The sequence below is a fragment of the Diaphorobacter aerolatus genome, assembly GCF_014489535.1.
GTDB lineage: Bacteria > Pseudomonadota > Gammaproteobacteria > Burkholderiales > Burkholderiaceae_C > Diaphorobacter_A > Diaphorobacter_A aerolatus.
Genome location: NZ_CP060783.1, coordinates 2,032,111 through 2,048,606, shown reverse-complemented (window position 1 = coordinate 2,048,606; position 16,496 = coordinate 2,032,111). Strand labels below are relative to the sequence as shown.

General features: G+C 65.5%; 14 protein-coding genes and 1 pseudogene. 3 read left to right on the top strand and 12 right to left on the bottom strand.

Annotation, left to right across the window (positions count from 1 at the left end; all coding sequences use genetic code 11):
- Window positions 1–250 precede the first annotated feature (250 nt).
- From H9K75_RS09430 to H9K75_RS09400, 7 genes are all read right to left on the bottom strand, one after another.
- On the bottom strand, window positions 251–1,243 hold the full coding sequence (locus H9K75_RS09430) for a Bug family tripartite tricarboxylate transporter substrate binding protein (protein WP_187725578.1): 993 nt from the start codon (window positions 1,241–1,243) through the stop codon (window positions 251–253).
- Between the two features lie 91 nt (window positions 1,244–1,334).
- Window positions 1,335–3,065, bottom strand: a complete 1,731-nt coding sequence (locus H9K75_RS09425; RefSeq protein ID WP_187725577.1) for an acetyl/propionyl/methylcrotonyl-CoA carboxylase subunit alpha — start codon at window positions 3,063–3,065, stop codon at window positions 1,335–1,337.
- On the bottom strand, window positions 3,062–4,690 hold the full coding sequence (locus H9K75_RS09420; RefSeq protein ID WP_187725980.1) for a 5-oxoprolinase subunit B/C family protein: 1,629 nt from the start codon (window positions 4,688–4,690) through the stop codon (window positions 3,062–3,064). Before H9K75_RS09420 ends, H9K75_RS09425 begins: the two co-directional genes overlap by 4 nt.
- Before the next feature lie 29 nt (window positions 4,691–4,719).
- Window positions 4,720–5,478, bottom strand: coding sequence for a LamB/YcsF family protein (locus H9K75_RS09415; protein WP_187725979.1), 759 nt, complete (start codon window positions 5,476–5,478; stop codon window positions 4,720–4,722).
- Between the two features lie 37 nt (window positions 5,479–5,515).
- Window positions 5,516–6,193, bottom strand: coding sequence for a pyroglutamyl-peptidase I (gene pcp, locus H9K75_RS09410; RefSeq protein WP_187725576.1), 678 nt, complete (start codon window positions 6,191–6,193; stop codon window positions 5,516–5,518).
- Window positions 6,194–6,229: 36 nt separating this feature from the next.
- Window positions 6,230–7,183: a DUF979 domain-containing protein gene (locus H9K75_RS09405; protein ID WP_187725575.1), complete on the bottom strand. Its 954-nt coding sequence runs from the start codon at window positions 7,181–7,183 to the stop codon at window positions 6,230–6,232.
- A gap of 2 nt (window positions 7,184–7,185) precedes the next feature.
- A complete protein-coding gene (locus tag H9K75_RS09400; protein ID WP_187725574.1) occupies window positions 7,186–7,932 on the bottom strand; it encodes a DUF969 domain-containing protein in 747 nt (248 codons plus the stop codon).
- 274 nt (window positions 7,933–8,206) lie between these two features.
- Between H9K75_RS09400 and H9K75_RS09395 the strand changes: the two genes are divergently transcribed.
- Both H9K75_RS09395 and ruvB read left to right on the top strand, forming a co-directional pair.
- Window positions 8,207–8,881 (top strand): GntR family transcriptional regulator, encoded by a 675-nt coding sequence (locus tag H9K75_RS09395; RefSeq protein WP_187725573.1) that lies wholly within the window; start codon window positions 8,207–8,209, stop codon window positions 8,879–8,881.
- A gap of 55 nt (window positions 8,882–8,936) precedes the next feature.
- A complete protein-coding gene (gene ruvB / locus H9K75_RS09390) occupies window positions 8,937–9,992 on the top strand; it encodes a Holliday junction branch migration DNA helicase RuvB (RefSeq protein WP_187725572.1) in 1,056 nt (351 codons plus the stop codon).
- Between the two features lie 7 nt (window positions 9,993–9,999).
- Here ruvB and H9K75_RS09385 read toward each other — a convergent pair whose 3' ends face one another.
- The 4 genes and pseudogenes from H9K75_RS09385 to H9K75_RS09370 all read right to left on the bottom strand — a co-directional run bounded on the left by H9K75_RS09385 (window position 10,000) and on the right by H9K75_RS09370 (window position 14,298).
- Window positions 10,000–10,716 (bottom strand): MgtC/SapB family protein, encoded by a 717-nt coding sequence (locus H9K75_RS09385; RefSeq protein WP_187725571.1) that lies wholly within the window; start codon window positions 10,714–10,716, stop codon window positions 10,000–10,002.
- 42 nt (window positions 10,717–10,758) lie between these two features.
- Window positions 10,759–13,517: pseudogene (gene mgtA, locus H9K75_RS09380) on the bottom strand (magnesium-translocating P-type ATPase).
- A gap of 16 nt (window positions 13,518–13,533) precedes the next feature.
- Complete coding sequence (locus H9K75_RS09375; RefSeq protein WP_187725570.1) at window positions 13,534–13,890, bottom strand: hypothetical protein; 357 nt, start codon at window positions 13,888–13,890, stop codon at window positions 13,534–13,536.
- 189 nt (window positions 13,891–14,079) lie between these two features.
- Complete coding sequence (locus H9K75_RS09370) at window positions 14,080–14,298, bottom strand: hypothetical protein (protein ID WP_187725569.1); 219 nt, start codon at window positions 14,296–14,298, stop codon at window positions 14,080–14,082.
- A 92-nt stretch (window positions 14,299–14,390) separates the two neighbouring features.
- Between H9K75_RS09370 and H9K75_RS09365 the strand changes: the two genes are divergently transcribed.
- Window positions 14,391–14,528, top strand: coding sequence for a hypothetical protein (locus H9K75_RS09365; RefSeq protein ID WP_187725568.1), 138 nt, complete (start codon window positions 14,391–14,393; stop codon window positions 14,526–14,528).
- A 179-nt stretch (window positions 14,529–14,707) separates the two neighbouring features.
- On the opposite strand, the gene H9K75_RS09360 is transcribed toward H9K75_RS09365, so the two are convergent.
- Window positions 14,708–16,459, bottom strand: a complete 1,752-nt coding sequence (locus H9K75_RS09360; protein ID WP_187725567.1) for a lysoplasmalogenase family protein — start codon at window positions 16,457–16,459, stop codon at window positions 14,708–14,710.
- Window positions 16,460–16,496: the final 37 nt, after the last annotated feature.

Below are 16,496 nucleotides of genomic sequence, written 5' to 3'. Positions count from 1 at the left end.
GCGACGTATCGGGCGTACGGGCAAGGGCCGAAATGGATCGGAGTTCTCGCGGCGCGGCTTCGTGGAACCGGTAATTCGCTGTGTCCCGCGCGCGCCCGTGAGGGATGCAATGGTAACGAATGCGCGCAACCCCGGCATTGCGGTGGGGCTTGGGGCGGCTGTGTTTGCATCCAGTGCCGGGCGTGCAACGGCAGATGAAAAAAAACCTGCTGCGGCGCGTGCCGCAACAGGCCTTAGCCAACGGGGGCGCTTATTCGGGCGTGATCTTGGCGAACTTCACCAGGTCGGCGTACTTGGCCATGTCGGTGCGGATGATCCTGGCGAGATCTTCATCGCCCTTGGCAGCGGGTGCACCGGCGGCGTCCAGGCGTTCGCGGATCGCGGGGTCGGCCAGACCGGCCTTGAGCGCGCCTTGGAGCTTGCTCACGATCTCCGGCGGCAGGCCCTTGGGTCCGGCGAATGCGAACCAGCCGTTGAGCGCATAGCCCTTGAGCGAAGGGCTTTCGCCAAGCGCGGGCACGTCCTTCATCGATGCGATGCGGTGGGCCGTGGTGACGCCCAGCGCGGTCATGCGACCATCCTTGATGAATGGTGCGGCCAGCGATTGCGAGATCACGCCGAAGTCCAGCGTCCCGCCCGCGAGATCGCTGACCATTGCGGCCGAGCCCTTGTAGGGAATGTGCGCGACTTCCACGCCCGCGATCTTCTTGATCAGCTCGCCCGAAAAGTGCGGCGTGGAGCCGATGCCGGGGCTGCCGTAGCTGTACTTGCCGGGATTGGCCTTGGCGAGCGCGACGAATTCCTCGACGTTCTTGACCTTCATGTTCGCGCCCGCCACCCAGATGTTCGGAGCGATGGCCGCAAGGCCGATCGGCGTCAGATCGACGGCGGGGTCGTATTTCTGCGCGGCGTTCACGAACTTCGTGCCAGCCATTTCGTTGCTCGACCCGGCCATCAGCGTATAGCCGTCGGGCTTGGAACTGACCACCTTTTGCGCGCCCACCACGCCCGCTGCGCCGGGAACGTTCTCGACGATGACGGTGGCGTTGAGTTGCTTGGTCAGTATCTCGCTGATGATGCGGCCGACCATGTCGACCGAGCCGCCCGCCGCAAACGGAATGATCAGGCGGATCGGCTTGTCGGGGTAGTTCGCCTGCGCGTGTGCCGTGGGAGCCATCAGCACGGCGGCGGTCGCGGCGGCCATCGCCAGCAGGGAGCGTCTCTTCATCGGTGTCTTGTTCATATGTCTCGTTGAAATAGTGGTGGTTGAAAAAAGAGAATGTGAGGCGAGGATGCGAGGCGCGGGGCCGTCTCCTGCCGCCGCCTTCACGCCGTCATGCGATGCGTGCGAGCGCTGCGCCGAGCGTCTGCGCGGTGCCGGGTTGGGCCAGCAATGCAATCTTTCCGCTCTTGTGCGCGGTGACCTGCATTTCCATCTTCATCGCCTCCATCACGGCAATCACGTCGCCCTCCTTGACCGCGTCCCCGTCCTGCACCTTCCAGGCATGCAGGTTGCCCGCGATGGGCGATTCGACGACGTCGGGATCGGTGGCCGCAGCCGCATGGGTGGATGCCGCGTTCGCCGCGCCGGGCGCTGCCGACAGCGTGCCGAGCAGCGCAGCGGGCAGGCCGAGCGACACGCGCCTGCCATCGATCTCGATGGCCGTGCGGGTCAGCGACAGGTCGGCAAGCGGCTCGGCGCGCACGGCGGCGGCGAGCGGTTCGTTGAACTCGGTCTCGATCCAGCGCGTGTGAACCTTGAAACCCTGAGCGCCATCGAAATCTGCCTGTTCGAGCACCGCGCGGTGAAACGGCAGGACCGACGCCACGCCCTCGATGTGGAATTCCTTCAGCGCGCGGCGCGCGCGCACCAGCGCCTGTTCGCGCGTGGCACCGGTGACGATGAGCTTGGCCATCATCGAATCGAACGAGCCCGAGACCACCGATCCCGCCTGCACGCCAGAATCGACGCGAACGCCCGGGCCGCCCGGTGCGTCGAAACGCGTGATCCGGCCGGGTGTGGGCAGGAAGCCGCGACCCACGTCCTCGGCGTTGATGCGGAATTCGATCGCATGGCCCTCGGACTCTGGCGTTGCGGTGATCGACAGCGGCAGGCCATCGGCCACGCGCAGTTGCTCGACCACGAGATCGACACCGGTGGTCTGCTCCGTCACCGGATGCTCGACCTGGAGCCGCGTGTTGACTTCGAGAAACGAGATCGCGCCGCTCTGGCTCAGCAGGTACTCGACCGTGCCCGCGCTCACGTAGCCCGCCTTGGCGCAGATGTCGCGCGCGGACTGGTGGATGCGCTCGCGCTGCTCATCGGTGATGAACGGCGCGGGCGCTTCCTCGACCAGCTTTTGATTGCGGCGCTGCAGCGAGCAGTCGCGCGTGCCGAGTACCACCACGTTGCCGTGCGTGTCGGCGATGACCTGAGCCTCGATGTGGCGCGGCTTGTCGAGGAACTGCTCGACGAAGCATTCGCCGCGACCGAAGGCGGTGATGGCCTCGCGCGTGGCGGACGCGAACAGCTCTTCGACCTCGTCCATGCGCCACGCAATCTTCATGCCGCGACCGCCGCCGCCGAATGCCGCCTTGATGATGATCGGCAGGCCGTGCTGCTCGGCGAAAGCCAGCACCTCGCCCGCATCCTTCACCGGATCCTGGGTGCCCGCCACCAGGGGCGCGCCCACATCGAGCGCCACCTTGCGCGCGCTCACCTTGTCGCCGAGCAGGGCGATGGTCTCGGGCCTCGGGCCGATCCAGACGAGGCCTGCGTCGAGCACGGCTTGCGCAAAGGACTCGCTCTCGGAGAGAAAGCCGTAGCCCGGATGCACGGCATCGGCGCCGCTTCGCTTCGCGATGTCGATGATCTTCGCGATGTTGAGATAACTGTCTGCCGGACGCTCGCCCTGAAGGCCAAAGGCCTCGTCGGCCATGCGCACGTGTTGCGCGTCGATGTCGGAGTCGGCATAGAGGGCGACGGATTTCACGCCGTAGTCGGCGCAGGCGCGCGCGACGCGCACGGCGATCTCGCCACGGTTGGCAATCAGGACTTTTTTCATGGCGTTTCTTCTTCGTCGGAAAGGGAGGCGGATTCAGCGGGTGCGATCTCGCTGAACTGGCGAATCGGGTTGAAGCGCAGCCACGCGCCCACGGGAATCTGCCCCGCGCGGTCGAGATGGTGTGGCGCGATGCAGGCAATCACCGGATAGCCGCCGGTCAGCGGATGGTCGGCAAGAAACAGCACGGGCTGGCCGTTGGCGGGGACCTGTAGCGCACCCAGCGGCGTGCCCTCGCTCGGCAGCTCCGCAGTGACGGTGCGCGACAGCGGCACGTCGCCCAGAATGCGCAGGCCCACGCGGTTGGATTGCGGCGTGACCTGCCAGCGCTGCGTGCACAGCAACTCCACGGCGTCGGGCGTGAACCAGTCGGTGCGCGGGCCGAATTCGATGTCGAGCACGACGTCGTCGTGCAGCGTGGGCAGATCGTCGGGCGCGAGTGCGGCCTCGCCCACGATGGCATGGCGCGGCGCGGGCAGAACGGACAACACGTCTCCCACCTTGAGCGCCTCGGGTCCCACATGGGCGAGCGTGTCGGTGGAGCAGCTTCCCAGCACCGGCGTCACGTCGAAGCCACCGCGCACGGCCACGTAGCAGCGCGCACCGGCGACGGGCTGGCCGATGGCGAGCGTGTCCCCATCGGCCAGCGCAAACGGCGCGTAGCGTGCCGCGTTCCAGCGCTGGCCTGCGGCGGTCGTGATGCTGAGCACGGCGTCGGCACCCGTGACGGCGACGACCGTGTCGCCGCGGCTCTTGAGTTGCAGGCCACCGCCCACGGTCTCGAGCGCCGCTACGTCGCTTGCATTGCCGACGAGTCGATTGGCGGTCTTGAGCGCGGCCTGATCGACCGCACCCGCAGCCGATACGCCTTGCCCCGCCTGTCCATGGCGGCCCCGGTCCTGAAACACGCTGAGCAGGCCGGTGGCGCGCACGAGCAGGGCGCTCGTGCGAGAGGGGTCCTGTTGCTTGGTTTCAGGCGCTGGCGCTTCAGCGGCTGTAGCCGCTGCCTGGGGCAGGGTCGCCGCATCCACGAACTTCACGCGATAGCCGGGTTGCAGCAGTGCGGGCAATTCGCGAGACAGGTCCCACATCGGCGTTTCGGTCACGCCGATCAATTGCCAGCCGCCGGGGCTGGCCTGCGGGTAGACCGCGCTGAAATGGCCGGCAAGCGCCACCGAGCCCGCAGGCACGCGCGTGCGCGGCGAGCTGCGGCGCGGCACGTTGAAGATCGGATCGCCGCCGACCAGATAACCAAAGCCCGGCGCGAAGCCCGTGAAGGCCACGGTGTATTCGCCTTGCGTGTGGCGGCGGATGACTTCGTCCGCGCTGATGCCGAGCATCTGCGCGACATCGGTCAGATCCTCGCCGTTGTAGTGCACCGGAATTTCGACCAGCACGTCGCTGCGCCCGGCGCGCGCATCGAGTCGGCGCGATGCGATCTCGCGCACGATCTGCGGCGCGGTCGTGGCCGAGGGGCGGAACTGCACGAGGATGGTCTGCGCCGCAGGGACCAGTTCCTCCACGCCGTGCACGGGCGTCTTCTGCAGCGACGCCAGCAGCGCCAGCGTGTCGTCGAGGTCGGCCAGCTCCACCAGCAGCGCGCGGCTGTTCACGGGCAGGAAGCGCATCGTGTTCTTGGGCACTTTCATCGATTGCCTCAGCCCGCGAACGAGGCGATCCGGATGTTCTCGCGCTCGAATCGCTCGCGCAGATTGCGTGCAATCGACACCGCGCCGGGGCTGTCGCCATGCACGCAGATCGATTCGGCCTCGATGCGCACGGTGCTGCCGTCGATGGCCTCCAGCGCGCCCTCGCGCACCAGTCGCAACATGCGCTCGGTGATTGCGTTCTCGTCATGCAGCACCGCGCCCGCAAGCGTGCGCGAGACCAGTTCGCCCGCCGGCGTGTAGGCGCGGTCGGCAAACGCCTCGGCCACCACGCTGAGGCCCGCGTCGCGCGCCCACTCGATCAGCGGAGCGCCGGCCAATACGACCAGCACGAGCGACTTGTCGATTGCAAGCAGCGCCTTGATCACGTCGTCCGCCTGGCGCCTGTCCTGGGCAATCTTGTTGTAGAGCGCGCCGTGTGGCTTCACGTACGAGACGCGGGTGCCCGCCGCCTGCGCGAGGCCTTGCAGCGCACCGATCTGGTAGATCACGCTGGCGATCAGATCGGCGCTGCCGATGTCCATATTGCGGCGGCCAAAGCCGACGAGGTCGGGATACGACACGTGCGCGCCGACGGCGACGTTGCGCTCCTTCGCGGCCTTCAGCGTCTTGAGGATGCCAGCCGGATCGCCAGCATGAAATCCGCAGGCCACGTTGGCGCTGCTCACGATGTCGAGCATCGCGGCATCGTCGCCCATGGTCCAGGCGCCGAAGCTCTCGCCGAGGTCGCTGTTGAGGTCCATCTTCATCATGGTGTTGCTCCTTGGTGCTGGTTTTCGGCGCGACTCAGGAAATCTGGCCGGCCGTCACGCGCAGATCCTGCGTCACGGTCATCGCCGCATGCAGCGCGGCGCGGATGCCCCTGACCTGCGTGGCAAGGTCCATGCCGTTGCGGGTCTGCTGGGCGCCGCGCGTCTTCATCTCGGGCAGCGGCGGAATGTGGATGAAGCCGCCTCGTGCGCCGGGCGCGGCCGAGTGCTGGGCGAGACTGTGCATCACGGCATAGAAGATGTGGTTGCACACAAAGGTGCCCGCAGTGTTGGAGACCGACGCCGCCACGCCCTCGTCGAGCATGGCCTGCGTCATCGCCTTGATCGGCAGCGTCGTGAAATACGCGGACGGGCCGCCTTCCACCACCTGCGTGTCCACGGGTTGCCTGCCCGCGTTGTCGGCAATGCGCGCGTCGTCGAGGTTGATGGCGACGCGCTCGGGCGTGATCTCGCAGCGGTTGCCGGCAAAGCCGAGCGCCACGACCAGCACCGGCTTGAGGTGTTCGATGGCTGCGTCGAGCGCCGTGATCGAATCGCCGAACACGCAGGGCAGTTCGACGCCGTGCACCGTGGCTCCAGCGATCACTTCGCCATCGAGCGCGCGCGCAATCTCCCACGCGGGATTGACCGGATCGTCTTCAAACGGCTCGAAGCCGGTCAGCAGGATCGTGGGAGCGGTTTTCGGTGCGGGCATGCTTGTGTCCTTTGTTTGTTGTTGGCTAAACGCCGGTCAGCGGAACATCAGGAAGTACAGGATGAACACGTTTGCGGTGAGAAGCAATAGGGCCGTCGGAATCTGCGCCTTGATCACCGCATTCTTGTCGATCTCCAGGAGCGCTGCGGGCACGAGATTGAAATTGGCGGCCATCGGCGTCATCAGGGTCCCGCAATAGCCCGAGAGCATGCCCACGGCGGCCATCACGGCCGGATTGCCGCCGAAGTGGTTGACCAGCACCGGCACGCCCACGCCGCCCGTCATCACCGGAAACGCGGCGAAGCCATTGCCCATGATGACGGTGAACAGCGCCATGCCGATCACATACACCGCGACGGCGATGAACTTGATGTCCATGTTGATGTAGGTGGTGGTCACATAGGCCACGGCCCTGCCCACGCCCGCGTCCGAGAACACGAGGCCGAGCATGCCCAGCATCTGCGGCAGCACCAGCGCCCAGCCGAGCGCATCGGTCAGTCGCCACGACTCGCGCATGCCCTGCACCGGGGTCTCGCGCGTCAGATGGCAGGCGAGGATCAGCGCCAGCACGCAGCCCACGCCCAGGCTCACCAGCGTGGTGTTTTTGGGATCGAGCAGCGGTGTGCCGCCGAACACCAGGTACTTGGCCGACAGCGTGCCGACCATGGTGACCAGCGGAATCGTGAGCGCGGGCACGAACAGCTTGTTGCCAAGGCGCTTGGCGCTCTCCAGATACTGCGCGTCGGTGCGCGGCTGGTGCTTGCCACCGGCCACGCCGCCGAACCCGGCGATCAGCGCCATGACGACCGCCATCACGCCGATCCACATCGGTGCGATCACATCGCCCGCCAGGAACACGACGGCGTAGATCGCCCAGAACAGGGCGCTTGAGAAGCGGCGCGGATTGGTCGTGTCGCGCACCGTGAGATAGGCGGTGACGGCGAGGATGAAGCCGATCAGGTAATACAGGTGTTGAATCGTGAGCGTCATGATCAGGCCGCCTTGTAGTCGTTGTTTTCCGTGGTCTCGGCGCTGCCTGCCGAGGCCCGCTCGGCGGCAATTTCCTTCGCCAGCGACTTGTCGAGGCGGTACAGGCGCGTGGCATGGATCACGAACGAGCAGATCGCCGTCGGAATGCCCCAGAGCGCCACGTGGATCGGCTCGACGTTGATGCCGGCCTCGCGCAGGAAGGTGGTCATCAGCACGATGGCGCCGAACGCCACGAAGATGTCCTCACCGAAGAACAGACCGACGTTGTCGGTCGCGGCAGAGAACGCGCGCAGCTTGTCGCGCACCTTGGGCGGCAGCTTGCCGTAGCGGTTTTCGGTGGCACCTTCGGCCATTGGAGCAAGCAGTGGTCGCACCATCTGCGGATGACCACCGAGACTGGTCAGGCCCACGGCGGCGGTGAGCTGGCGAGCGGCCAGATAGACGATGAACAGGCGACCAGCGGTGGCCGACTTGATGCTGCTGATCCAGCGCTGCGCGTGCTGGCGCAGGCCATGGCGTTCGAGCAGGCCGATCACGGCAAGCGGCAGCAGGATGATCAGCGGCAGGTTGCGCGTCTTCACGAATCCCGTGCCGATGGTGGCCAGCACCTTGTCAATCGGAAAGCCGGCCGCCAGCGCCGTGCCGATGGCGGTGACGATCACCACCAGCATCGGGTTGAAGCGCAGCACGAAGCCCGCAATGATGATGGCCACACCAATCAGTGGCCAGAGGTTGACGTCCGTGAGCATGTTGTTTCCTGTGAATGGTTGCGACGGGTTTATCTGATGAAAGTGGTGTTATGGATTTTCAAAATGAGTTATGTGCTGTACAAAATCAATTTGATTGTCTGACAATGTCATATTGTCTTAACACAATGGGCGAATCCGCATAGGTGCAAACCCCAGTCGGGTAACCGTCGGGTCACAAGGGCGCTACGAACCCGTCAGCGTTCGCTGCGCCTGTCTTCCGCATTGGCCTAAACTTGCGCGGATCGCGATCAGAGAAACGATGAGCCCGTCCGCCATGTCAAGCACTACCGAAACCCAGAACCTCACGGACCGCATCGTCGAGCGCCTGCGCGACAAGCTCATCCTCGGCGAATGGGTGCCTGGGCAGCGGCTGTCCGAGGCGGCGCTGTGCGAGAGCCTGGACATCTCGCGCAGCACCGTGCGCGAGGCGTTTCGCGTGCTGACCAAGGAAGGGCTGCTGTCGCACGAGCCGAACAAGGGCGTGTCGGTGGTCGTACCCAGCATCGCGGCCATCATCGACATCTACCGCGTGCGCCGCATGATCGAATGCCAGGCGCTCGCCCAGGGCTACCCGATGCACCCGGCACTTGCGCGCATGCGCGAAGCGGTCAGCAACGCGGTCGCGTTTCGCGAAGGCGGTGACTGGCTGGGCGTGGGCACGGCCAACATGTCGTTTCACAAGGCCGTGGTCGAGCTGGCCGACAGCGAACGGCTCAACGTGATGTTCTCGCACCTGCTTGCCGAACTGCGCGTGGCGTTCGGCCTGATGCAGGACCCGCAGTTTCTGCATGCGCCCTACGTCGACATGAACCTGCAGATTCTGGCTCTGTTCGAGTCGGGCAAACCGGCCGAGGCGGCGCAGGCGCTCAACGACTATCTGGTGCATTCCGAGCGCCTGATCCTCGCGGCCTATGCGCGAAGGCTCGCGGAAAAGGGCATCAAGGGATAATGACCAGCAGCCGGATTCTGCGGCGTCCCGACACCATCGATCTTCCAGCGCACGCATGACCATTCACACCGACGATTTCGCTCCCGCTCCGCAACAGCCGCGCGTGGTTTCCGCCGCGCCCGCATCGCCCCAGGAAGACGCGCTCGAGCGCGCGCTGCGGCCCAAGATGCTGCAGGAATACGTCGGCCAGGCCAAGGCGCGCGAGCAGCTCGAAATCTTCATCGGCGCGGCCCGCAAGCGTTCCGAAGCGCTCGACCACGTGCTGCTGTTCGGCCCGCCGGGTCTGGGCAAGACCACGCTCAGCCACATCATCGCGACCGAGTTGGGCGTGAACCTGCGCCAGACCTCGGGGCCGGTGCTCGAAAAGCCCAAGGACCTCGCCGCGCTGCTGACCAACCTCGAACGCAACGACGTGCTGTTCATCGACGAGATCCACCGGCTCTCGCCCGTGGTCGAAGAAATCCTCTACCCGGCGCTGGAGGACTACCAGATCGACATCATGATCGGCGAAGGACCTGCGGCGCGCTCGATCAAGCTCGACCTGCAACCGTTCACGCTGGTCGGCGCCACGACGCGCGCGGGCATGCTGACCAATCCGCTGCGCGACCGCTTCGGCATCGTCGCGCGGCTCGAGTTCTACACGCCCGACGAACTGGCGCTGATCGTTCGCCGCAGCGCGGGGCTGCTCGGCGCGCCCATCGACGAGGAGGGCGGCTTCGAGATCGCGCGTCGCTCGCGTGGCACGCCGCGCATCGCCAACCGCCTGCTGCGCCGCGTGCGCGACTATGCCGACGTGAAGGGCGACGGGCACATCACGCTCGACATTGCCCAGCGCGCGCTGACCATGCTCGACGTCGATCCGCAGGGCTTTGACGTGATGGACAGAAAGCTGCTTGAAGCCGTGATCCACCGCTTCGATGGCGGTCCGGTCGGGCTCGACAATATTGCGGCGAGCATTGGCGAGGAAAGCGGCACGATCGAAGACGTGATCGAGCCGTATCTGATTCAGCAGGGATACCTGCAGCGCACGCCGCGCGGGCGTGTGGCGACGCTCGCCGCGTTCAGGCATCTGGGCGTGACGCCACCGAGCGCGGCCGGCGGCCTGTTCTGATCGCCCCCTATTCGGACGTGCTCGGGTTCCAGAACGCCTGCATCACGCCGGGCAACTGCCCGATCTGCTGGACCACCTGATCGAGCTCGGCCGCATCCACCGAGGTGGCGTGCAGCACGATTTCGATTTCCGTGTCCTGCGGGCCAAAGGGGTGTTTTTCGACCGAGCGCGCCGGATAGTTCGCGGCCTCGAGCAGCGACAGCATCTTCTCGCGCACGGCGGCCTGCACGCCACTGTTGCAGATGGCGTAGACGTAGTACATGGCCTCGCCCGCTTCCTCGTCGACCGGGCGGCGGTTGATGGTGTTGACCACCGGTCGCAGCAGCGTGTTCGACGCGAGCACGAACACCGTCGCCATGCCGCCCTCGACAATCATGCTCGAACCGCAGCATGCGCCCACGGCGGCCGAGCCCCAGAGCGTGGCCGCGGTGTTCAGCCCGGTGACGTTCGCGCCTTCCTTCATGATCGATCCCGCGCCCAGGAAGCCCACGCCCGAGACCACATAGGCGATCACGCGCGTCGCGCCCTCGGTGCCGTTGAGGCGCAGCGCCAGATCCACGAACACCGCCGCGCCCACGGCCACGAGCGTGTTGGTGCGCAGCCCCGCCGTGCGCTGGCGAATCTGGCGCTCCAGCCCGATCACGCTGCCGAAGACGAAGGCGAAGAAAAGACTGACGAGCGTGTTGAGCGCCGCCACCGTGTTGAGGTTGTGTAGGGCCTGCATGCAACCGGTCTTTCTGCAGAACTGTGGTCTTTGTGATTCTTTTCACTGCCAGCCGTAGCGCCTGATGTAGACCCGCTTGAGCAGCGTTGTCATCACAGCGTAGCAGAGCAATATGACGAACATCCATGGGAAGTAGCTGGCCGGCAGCGCCTGCATCTTGAAGTGGCCGGCCAGCGGCCCCATCGGCAGGAAGATGCCGACCGCCATCACGGCAACGGTCATCAGCATCAATGGCCGCGAGGCTCGGCTCTGAAGGAACGGCAGCTTCGGTGTGCGGATCATGTGCACGATCAGCGTCTGCGTGAGCAGTCCGACGACGAACCAGCCGGACTGGAACAGCGTCTGGTGCTCGGGCGCGTTGGCTTGGAAGACGAACCACATCAGCACGAAGGTGAGCACGTCGAACACCGAGCTGATCGGGCCGAAGAACAGCATGAACCGGCCCAGATCGGCGGGGTTCCAGCGCAGCGGCTTCTTCACGAGTTCCTCGTCCACGTGGTCGAACGGAATCGCGATCTGCGAGATGTCGTACAGCAGGTTCTGCATGAGCAACTGCATCGGCAACATCGGCAGGAACGGGATGAACGCCGAGGCGATCAACACCGAGAACACGTTGCCGAAGTTGGAACTCGCGGTCATGCGGATGTACTTGAGCATGTTGCTGAACGTGCGGCGGCCCTCGATCACGCCTTGCTCCAGCACCATCAGGCTTTTTTCGAGCAGGATGATGTCGGCGGCTTCGCGCGCAATGTCCACCGCGCTGTCCACGCTGATGCCGATATCGGCGGCGCGCAGCGCGGGTGCATCGTTGATGCCGTCGCCCATGAAGCCGGTGATGTGCCCGTTCATGCGCAGCGCGCGCACGATGCGTTCCTTGTGCAGCGGCGCGAGCTTGGCGAACAGCGCGTGGCGCTCCACGGCGCTGCGCAGCGCAGCCTCGTCCATGGCCTCGATGTCGCTTCCGAGCAGCACCGTCTGCACGGACAGGCCCACGTCGCGGCAGACCTTGCGCGCCACGAGTTCGCTGTCGCCCGTGAGCACCTTCACGGCCACACCATGTTCGTGCAATGCGGCAATCGCGGCGGCGGCGGATTCCTTGGGCGGATCGAGGAAGGCCACGTAGCCGATCAGCGTGAGCGCCGATTCGTCGGCGATGGTGTAGCTCGTCCTGTCGGGGGCACTTCCTTCATCGCCACGGCCACGACGCGCAGGCCCTCGGCGTTGAGCCGCTCGGTCACGGCGAGCACCTGCTGCCTGCGCTCGGATGTGAGCGGCAGTACTTGATTGCCATCGCGCATGTGGGTGCAGCACTCCAGGATTTCCTCGAGCGCGCCCTTGCAGATCAATTCGTGATGGTGATTGCGCTCGGCCACCACCACCGACATGCGGCGGCGCTGGAAGTCGAAGGGAATCTCGTCGACCTTGCGGTAGTCCTCCGACACGCGCAGGGCCGTGTGCAGTTCCACATGTTCCAGCACCGCGCGGTCGAGCAGATTCTTCAGACCCGTCTGATGAAAGCTGTTGAGGTAGGCGAACTGCAACACATCGTCGCTGTCGCGGCCCATGACATCGGTGTGGCGTTCCAGTGCGATCCGGTCCTGCGTGAGCGTGCCGGTCTTGTCGGTGCACAGCACGTCCATCGCGCCGAAATTCTGGATCGCGTCGAGGCGCTTGACCACCACTTTCTGGCGCGACAGCGATACCGCTCCCTTGGCGAGCGTGGAGGTCACGATCATCGGCAGCATCTCGGGCGTGAGACCCACGGCCACGGAGAGTGCGAACAGGAACGCCTCGGTCCAGTCGCCCTTGGTGTAGCCGTTGATGAACAGCACGATAGGCACCATGATTGCCGCAAAGCGGATGAGCAGCCAGCTCACGCTGTTCACACCGTTCTCGAACGCCGTGGGTGCGCGGTCGGTACCGGTCACGCGCGTGGCGATGGTGCCGAAATAGGTGCGATTGCCGGTTGCCAGCACGAGCGCAAGCGCCGAGCCCGAGACCACATTCGTGCCCATGAAGAGCAGATTGCCCGCATCGAGCAGCGTGCCCGCATCGGCAATCGCGGCGCTCGCCTGCGGCTGCTTTTCGACGGGCAGCGATTCGCCCGTCATCGCGGCCTGGCTCACGAACAGGTCCTTGGCGCTGAGCACGCGGCAATCGGCGGGAATCATGTCACCTGCGGACAGCGCGACGAGATCGCCGGGCACCAGTTCGCGCAGCGGCAGCTCCTGCTGCACGGCGTGTGCGCCGAAGCCGCTCGCCACCGGGTCGGCGTTGCGTATCGATGGCGCTGCATGCGCTTGTTTGCGCAGCACCGTGGCCCGGTTGCTCACGAGCGCCTGAAGACGCGCGGCGGCGCGGCTGGAGCGGCCCTCCTGCACGAAGCGCAGCAGCGTGGAGAGCGCCACCATGCTGCCGATCACGATTGTGGCCTGCACGTCCTCGGTGGCGTAGGAGACCACGGCCAGGAGCGTGAGCAGCAGGTTGAACGGGTTCTTGTAGCACTGCCACAGATGCTGCAGCGGCGACAGCGGCTGTTCATGCTCGACCTCGTTGGGACCGACCCGCGCGAGCACAGCCTGTGCCTGTTCGGTGGTGAGACCATCCTCGCTTGATTGCAGCGATGCGATTGCGTTGGCGGCATCGCCATGCGATGCGCGCAGCAGGTCGCGGGTCAGCTCGGGCGGTGCGGCGCGAGTCTGGGTCGCACCATCGCCGGTGGGAATGGCGCGGCGTGTGAAGAGGCCGCCCACGCGGCGGCGGCGCAGGAACGCGCGGAAGAGGTTGCTGAGAATCTGCATGGCACGCTCTTCGTGTTCATGGGCGCGTGGCCTTGAGTCGTGCGGGCCGCAGCCAGCTCGTCAGTCGGCGGATCAACGAGCGCCTGGCTTCGCGCTTGAGCACTGCATGCCAGAGATCGCGCTGCGGCTGCGAGAGTTCGCGGTACAGCGACGCGCGCTTCTTGGCGTTGAGCAGCCTGAGGGCGCGCACCTGTTCGGCGGCGCTCAGGTCGGCGAGCGTCCGGGCAAAGTGCCGGTTGCCCAGGTGATTGAGAAGTTGGCTCAGCAGATCGGCGCGGTCGTGCTTGATGGTGGCGAGCAGTGCGCTGTGGCGCATCTGTCCGATGCGTGCTTCGCGGGCGGTGTGAACGAGGCCTTGGTTCAGGTGTTGCATGGGTGCTCCTTGGGGCCAGGCCGAAAGGAGCTTCGCACTAGCTCCGCAAGGAAGGTGAGTGCGCGCGCAACCGGTCGGCCTGACCGGAAAATTTCAAAGAAGGAATCGAAGCGCTGCCCGAGGTGCGGGCAGCGCTGGCGGGCCAGGGTCGGGATCCATGGAGGGCTCCTTGTCTATCGAGGTGAAAAATCAGCGCACGCGGCGCGACTGCATCGACAGAAAGCTGCGGATGCGGTGCGTGGGCCAGGTGGTGAGCGTGTCCAGCGCCATCACCTGTTGCTCAAGCGGTGCCTGCGAAGGCTCATGCGACGCGACGTTGGATGCGGCGCGGGTTGCGCCGGCATCGGCCATGGCGGTCGCGATGCGGTCGCGGCTTTGCCGGATAGAGCGGATGAAAAAGGTCTTCATGGCGTTCTCCTTCGGTAAGGTAAGAAACAGCCACGTCAGACGGCACGGGTCAATCGATGCGCCGCTGCCCAAGGGCAATCCGGTGCATCGCAGTGAACGATGCGCAAACGAAAACCATGGATCGGCCACGACGCGCATGCGCGAAACAGCGCGTCGAAATGACGATATGGAAAGCCTGCGCGATGAACGCCGAGCGCCGCAATGCATTGAACGGTTCTGGTGCCGATTGACGGCTCCCGTTCAAGCGGGGAGTCTGTCAGTCGGCCAGCAACGCTGCCATTGCGGCGAGCGATAAATCACTGGTTGAACTGGCACTGTCCACGTGGGGACTCCTGTAATTGCGAAGCCCGCATTATCGGCCGCGAGGGGTATCGGGGTCAACCCTTAGAGCCTCTGCGGCAGTGGGTTTTTAAGGGCTCCTGTGGGCCGTGAGTCCATGCACGATCAGCGTCTGTGCGGCGAAGTAGCTTGCCAGAACCCAGAACAAGGCATGCGGCACCGGCTGCACGAATCGGTCGATGGCGAGGATCGTGTCGCTTGCCATGAAGAAGCTCGCGCCGACTGCCACGCGCAGCGCACCGGGTGATTGCATCTCTCGCGAGCGCCCCCAGGCCTGTGCGGCCATCAGCGCGATCACACCGACGTAGACCGCAACCGGAATGCGCAACTCCGCAGGCAGCCCGCCATGCCACAGAAACCCATACATGCCCACGCCCAGCGCGAGCGTGACAACCAATGCGCGCCGGTCGGCAAACCACCGCATGCCGCGCTTCAACACGACGATGTAGGCGATGTGCGCGAGCAGAAAACTCACGAGCCCGGGCAGGAACATCGCGGGCGAGGCGAACATCAGGCACACGTCACCGACGAGTGACCATTGCAGCGCCACCAGCAGCCAGCGCAGCGAGTAGGGCCGCGCGTGGCCCGCGCCGTCCAAGGGCGCGGCACGCTGTGCGCTCAATACCTGCGCACAGGCGAGCAGCATGACGGCGGGCTTGAAGACCATGTGCCAGTCGCTGAGGCCGAGCGCGCCGGTGGCGGTGGCGAGTGCCGCGCAATCGATCATCAGCGCCAGCCACACGCCGATGCGGCCCTGCAGACATGCGCCGAGCACCCATTGACCGGTCGTGAGCGCAGCGAACCAGACCAGGTTGTGTGCAAGCGGCGCTCGATCGGCATTCCACAAAAACAGCGCCGCACCCGCAATCAGCGCAGCGAATTGGATACAGGCAAACCACGTCACGCCGCGCGAGAGCGCGGGCTCGAACAGTACGCGATGCTCGTCGAGCACGAACGCCGGTTTGGGAAAGCGTGCCGCCACGTCGGCGGGCCGCCAGCCCGGCGGCTTGAGCCACACGCGCAGCTTGTCGGCGACGCCGCGCGTGTGCCAACTGTCGTGTGCAAGCTGGCTGTAGATCGAGGCATTGGCCCACAGCGGGTCCCAGCTTTTGAGCAGGCCGCGCGTGCCGTAGACACAGGGTTCGCGGTCGTCCTCTTCCTTGAACGTGCCGAACATGCGATCCCAGATGATCAGGATGCCGCCATAGTTCCGGTCGAGATATGGATCGTTGACCGCATGGTGCACGCGGTGATTGCTGGGCGCGCAGAACCAGCGGTCGAACCAGCCGAGACGTCGCACCTGTTCCGTATGCACCCAGAACTGGTAGAGCAGATCGATGAGCCCGACGACCACGAACACCAGCGGCGGCACGCCCGCGAGCGCCATCGGCAGATAGAACAGCCACGACAGCAGCGCGTAGCTGCCCGGCTGCCGCAGCGCGGTGGAGAGGTTGTATTGCTGGCTCTGGTGATGCACCACATGCGCCGCCCACAGCACGCCGACCTCGTGGCCAAGGCGGTGGTTCCAGTAGTAGAGAAAATCGTAGAACAGCAACGCAATCAGCCAGCCGGGAATGCTCGTCCAGAACGCGTCGGCGCGCACCAGCGCAACATGCTCGAACACCGCCGTGTAGATGCCCACCGTGAGCAGCTTGGTGAACACCGCGCTGGTCTGGCTCATGAGGCCAAGACTCATCGAGCTCAGCGCGTCCGCGAGCCGATAGGGATGGACCTTGCGGCGTGCGCTGATGATCCATTCGACGGCAATCAGCGCGAAAAACACCGGTGTGGCGAGAACGATGACCTGACTGGGAGAGAGCATGGGCGTGATTGTCGATGGCCCGATTCGGCGCGACACT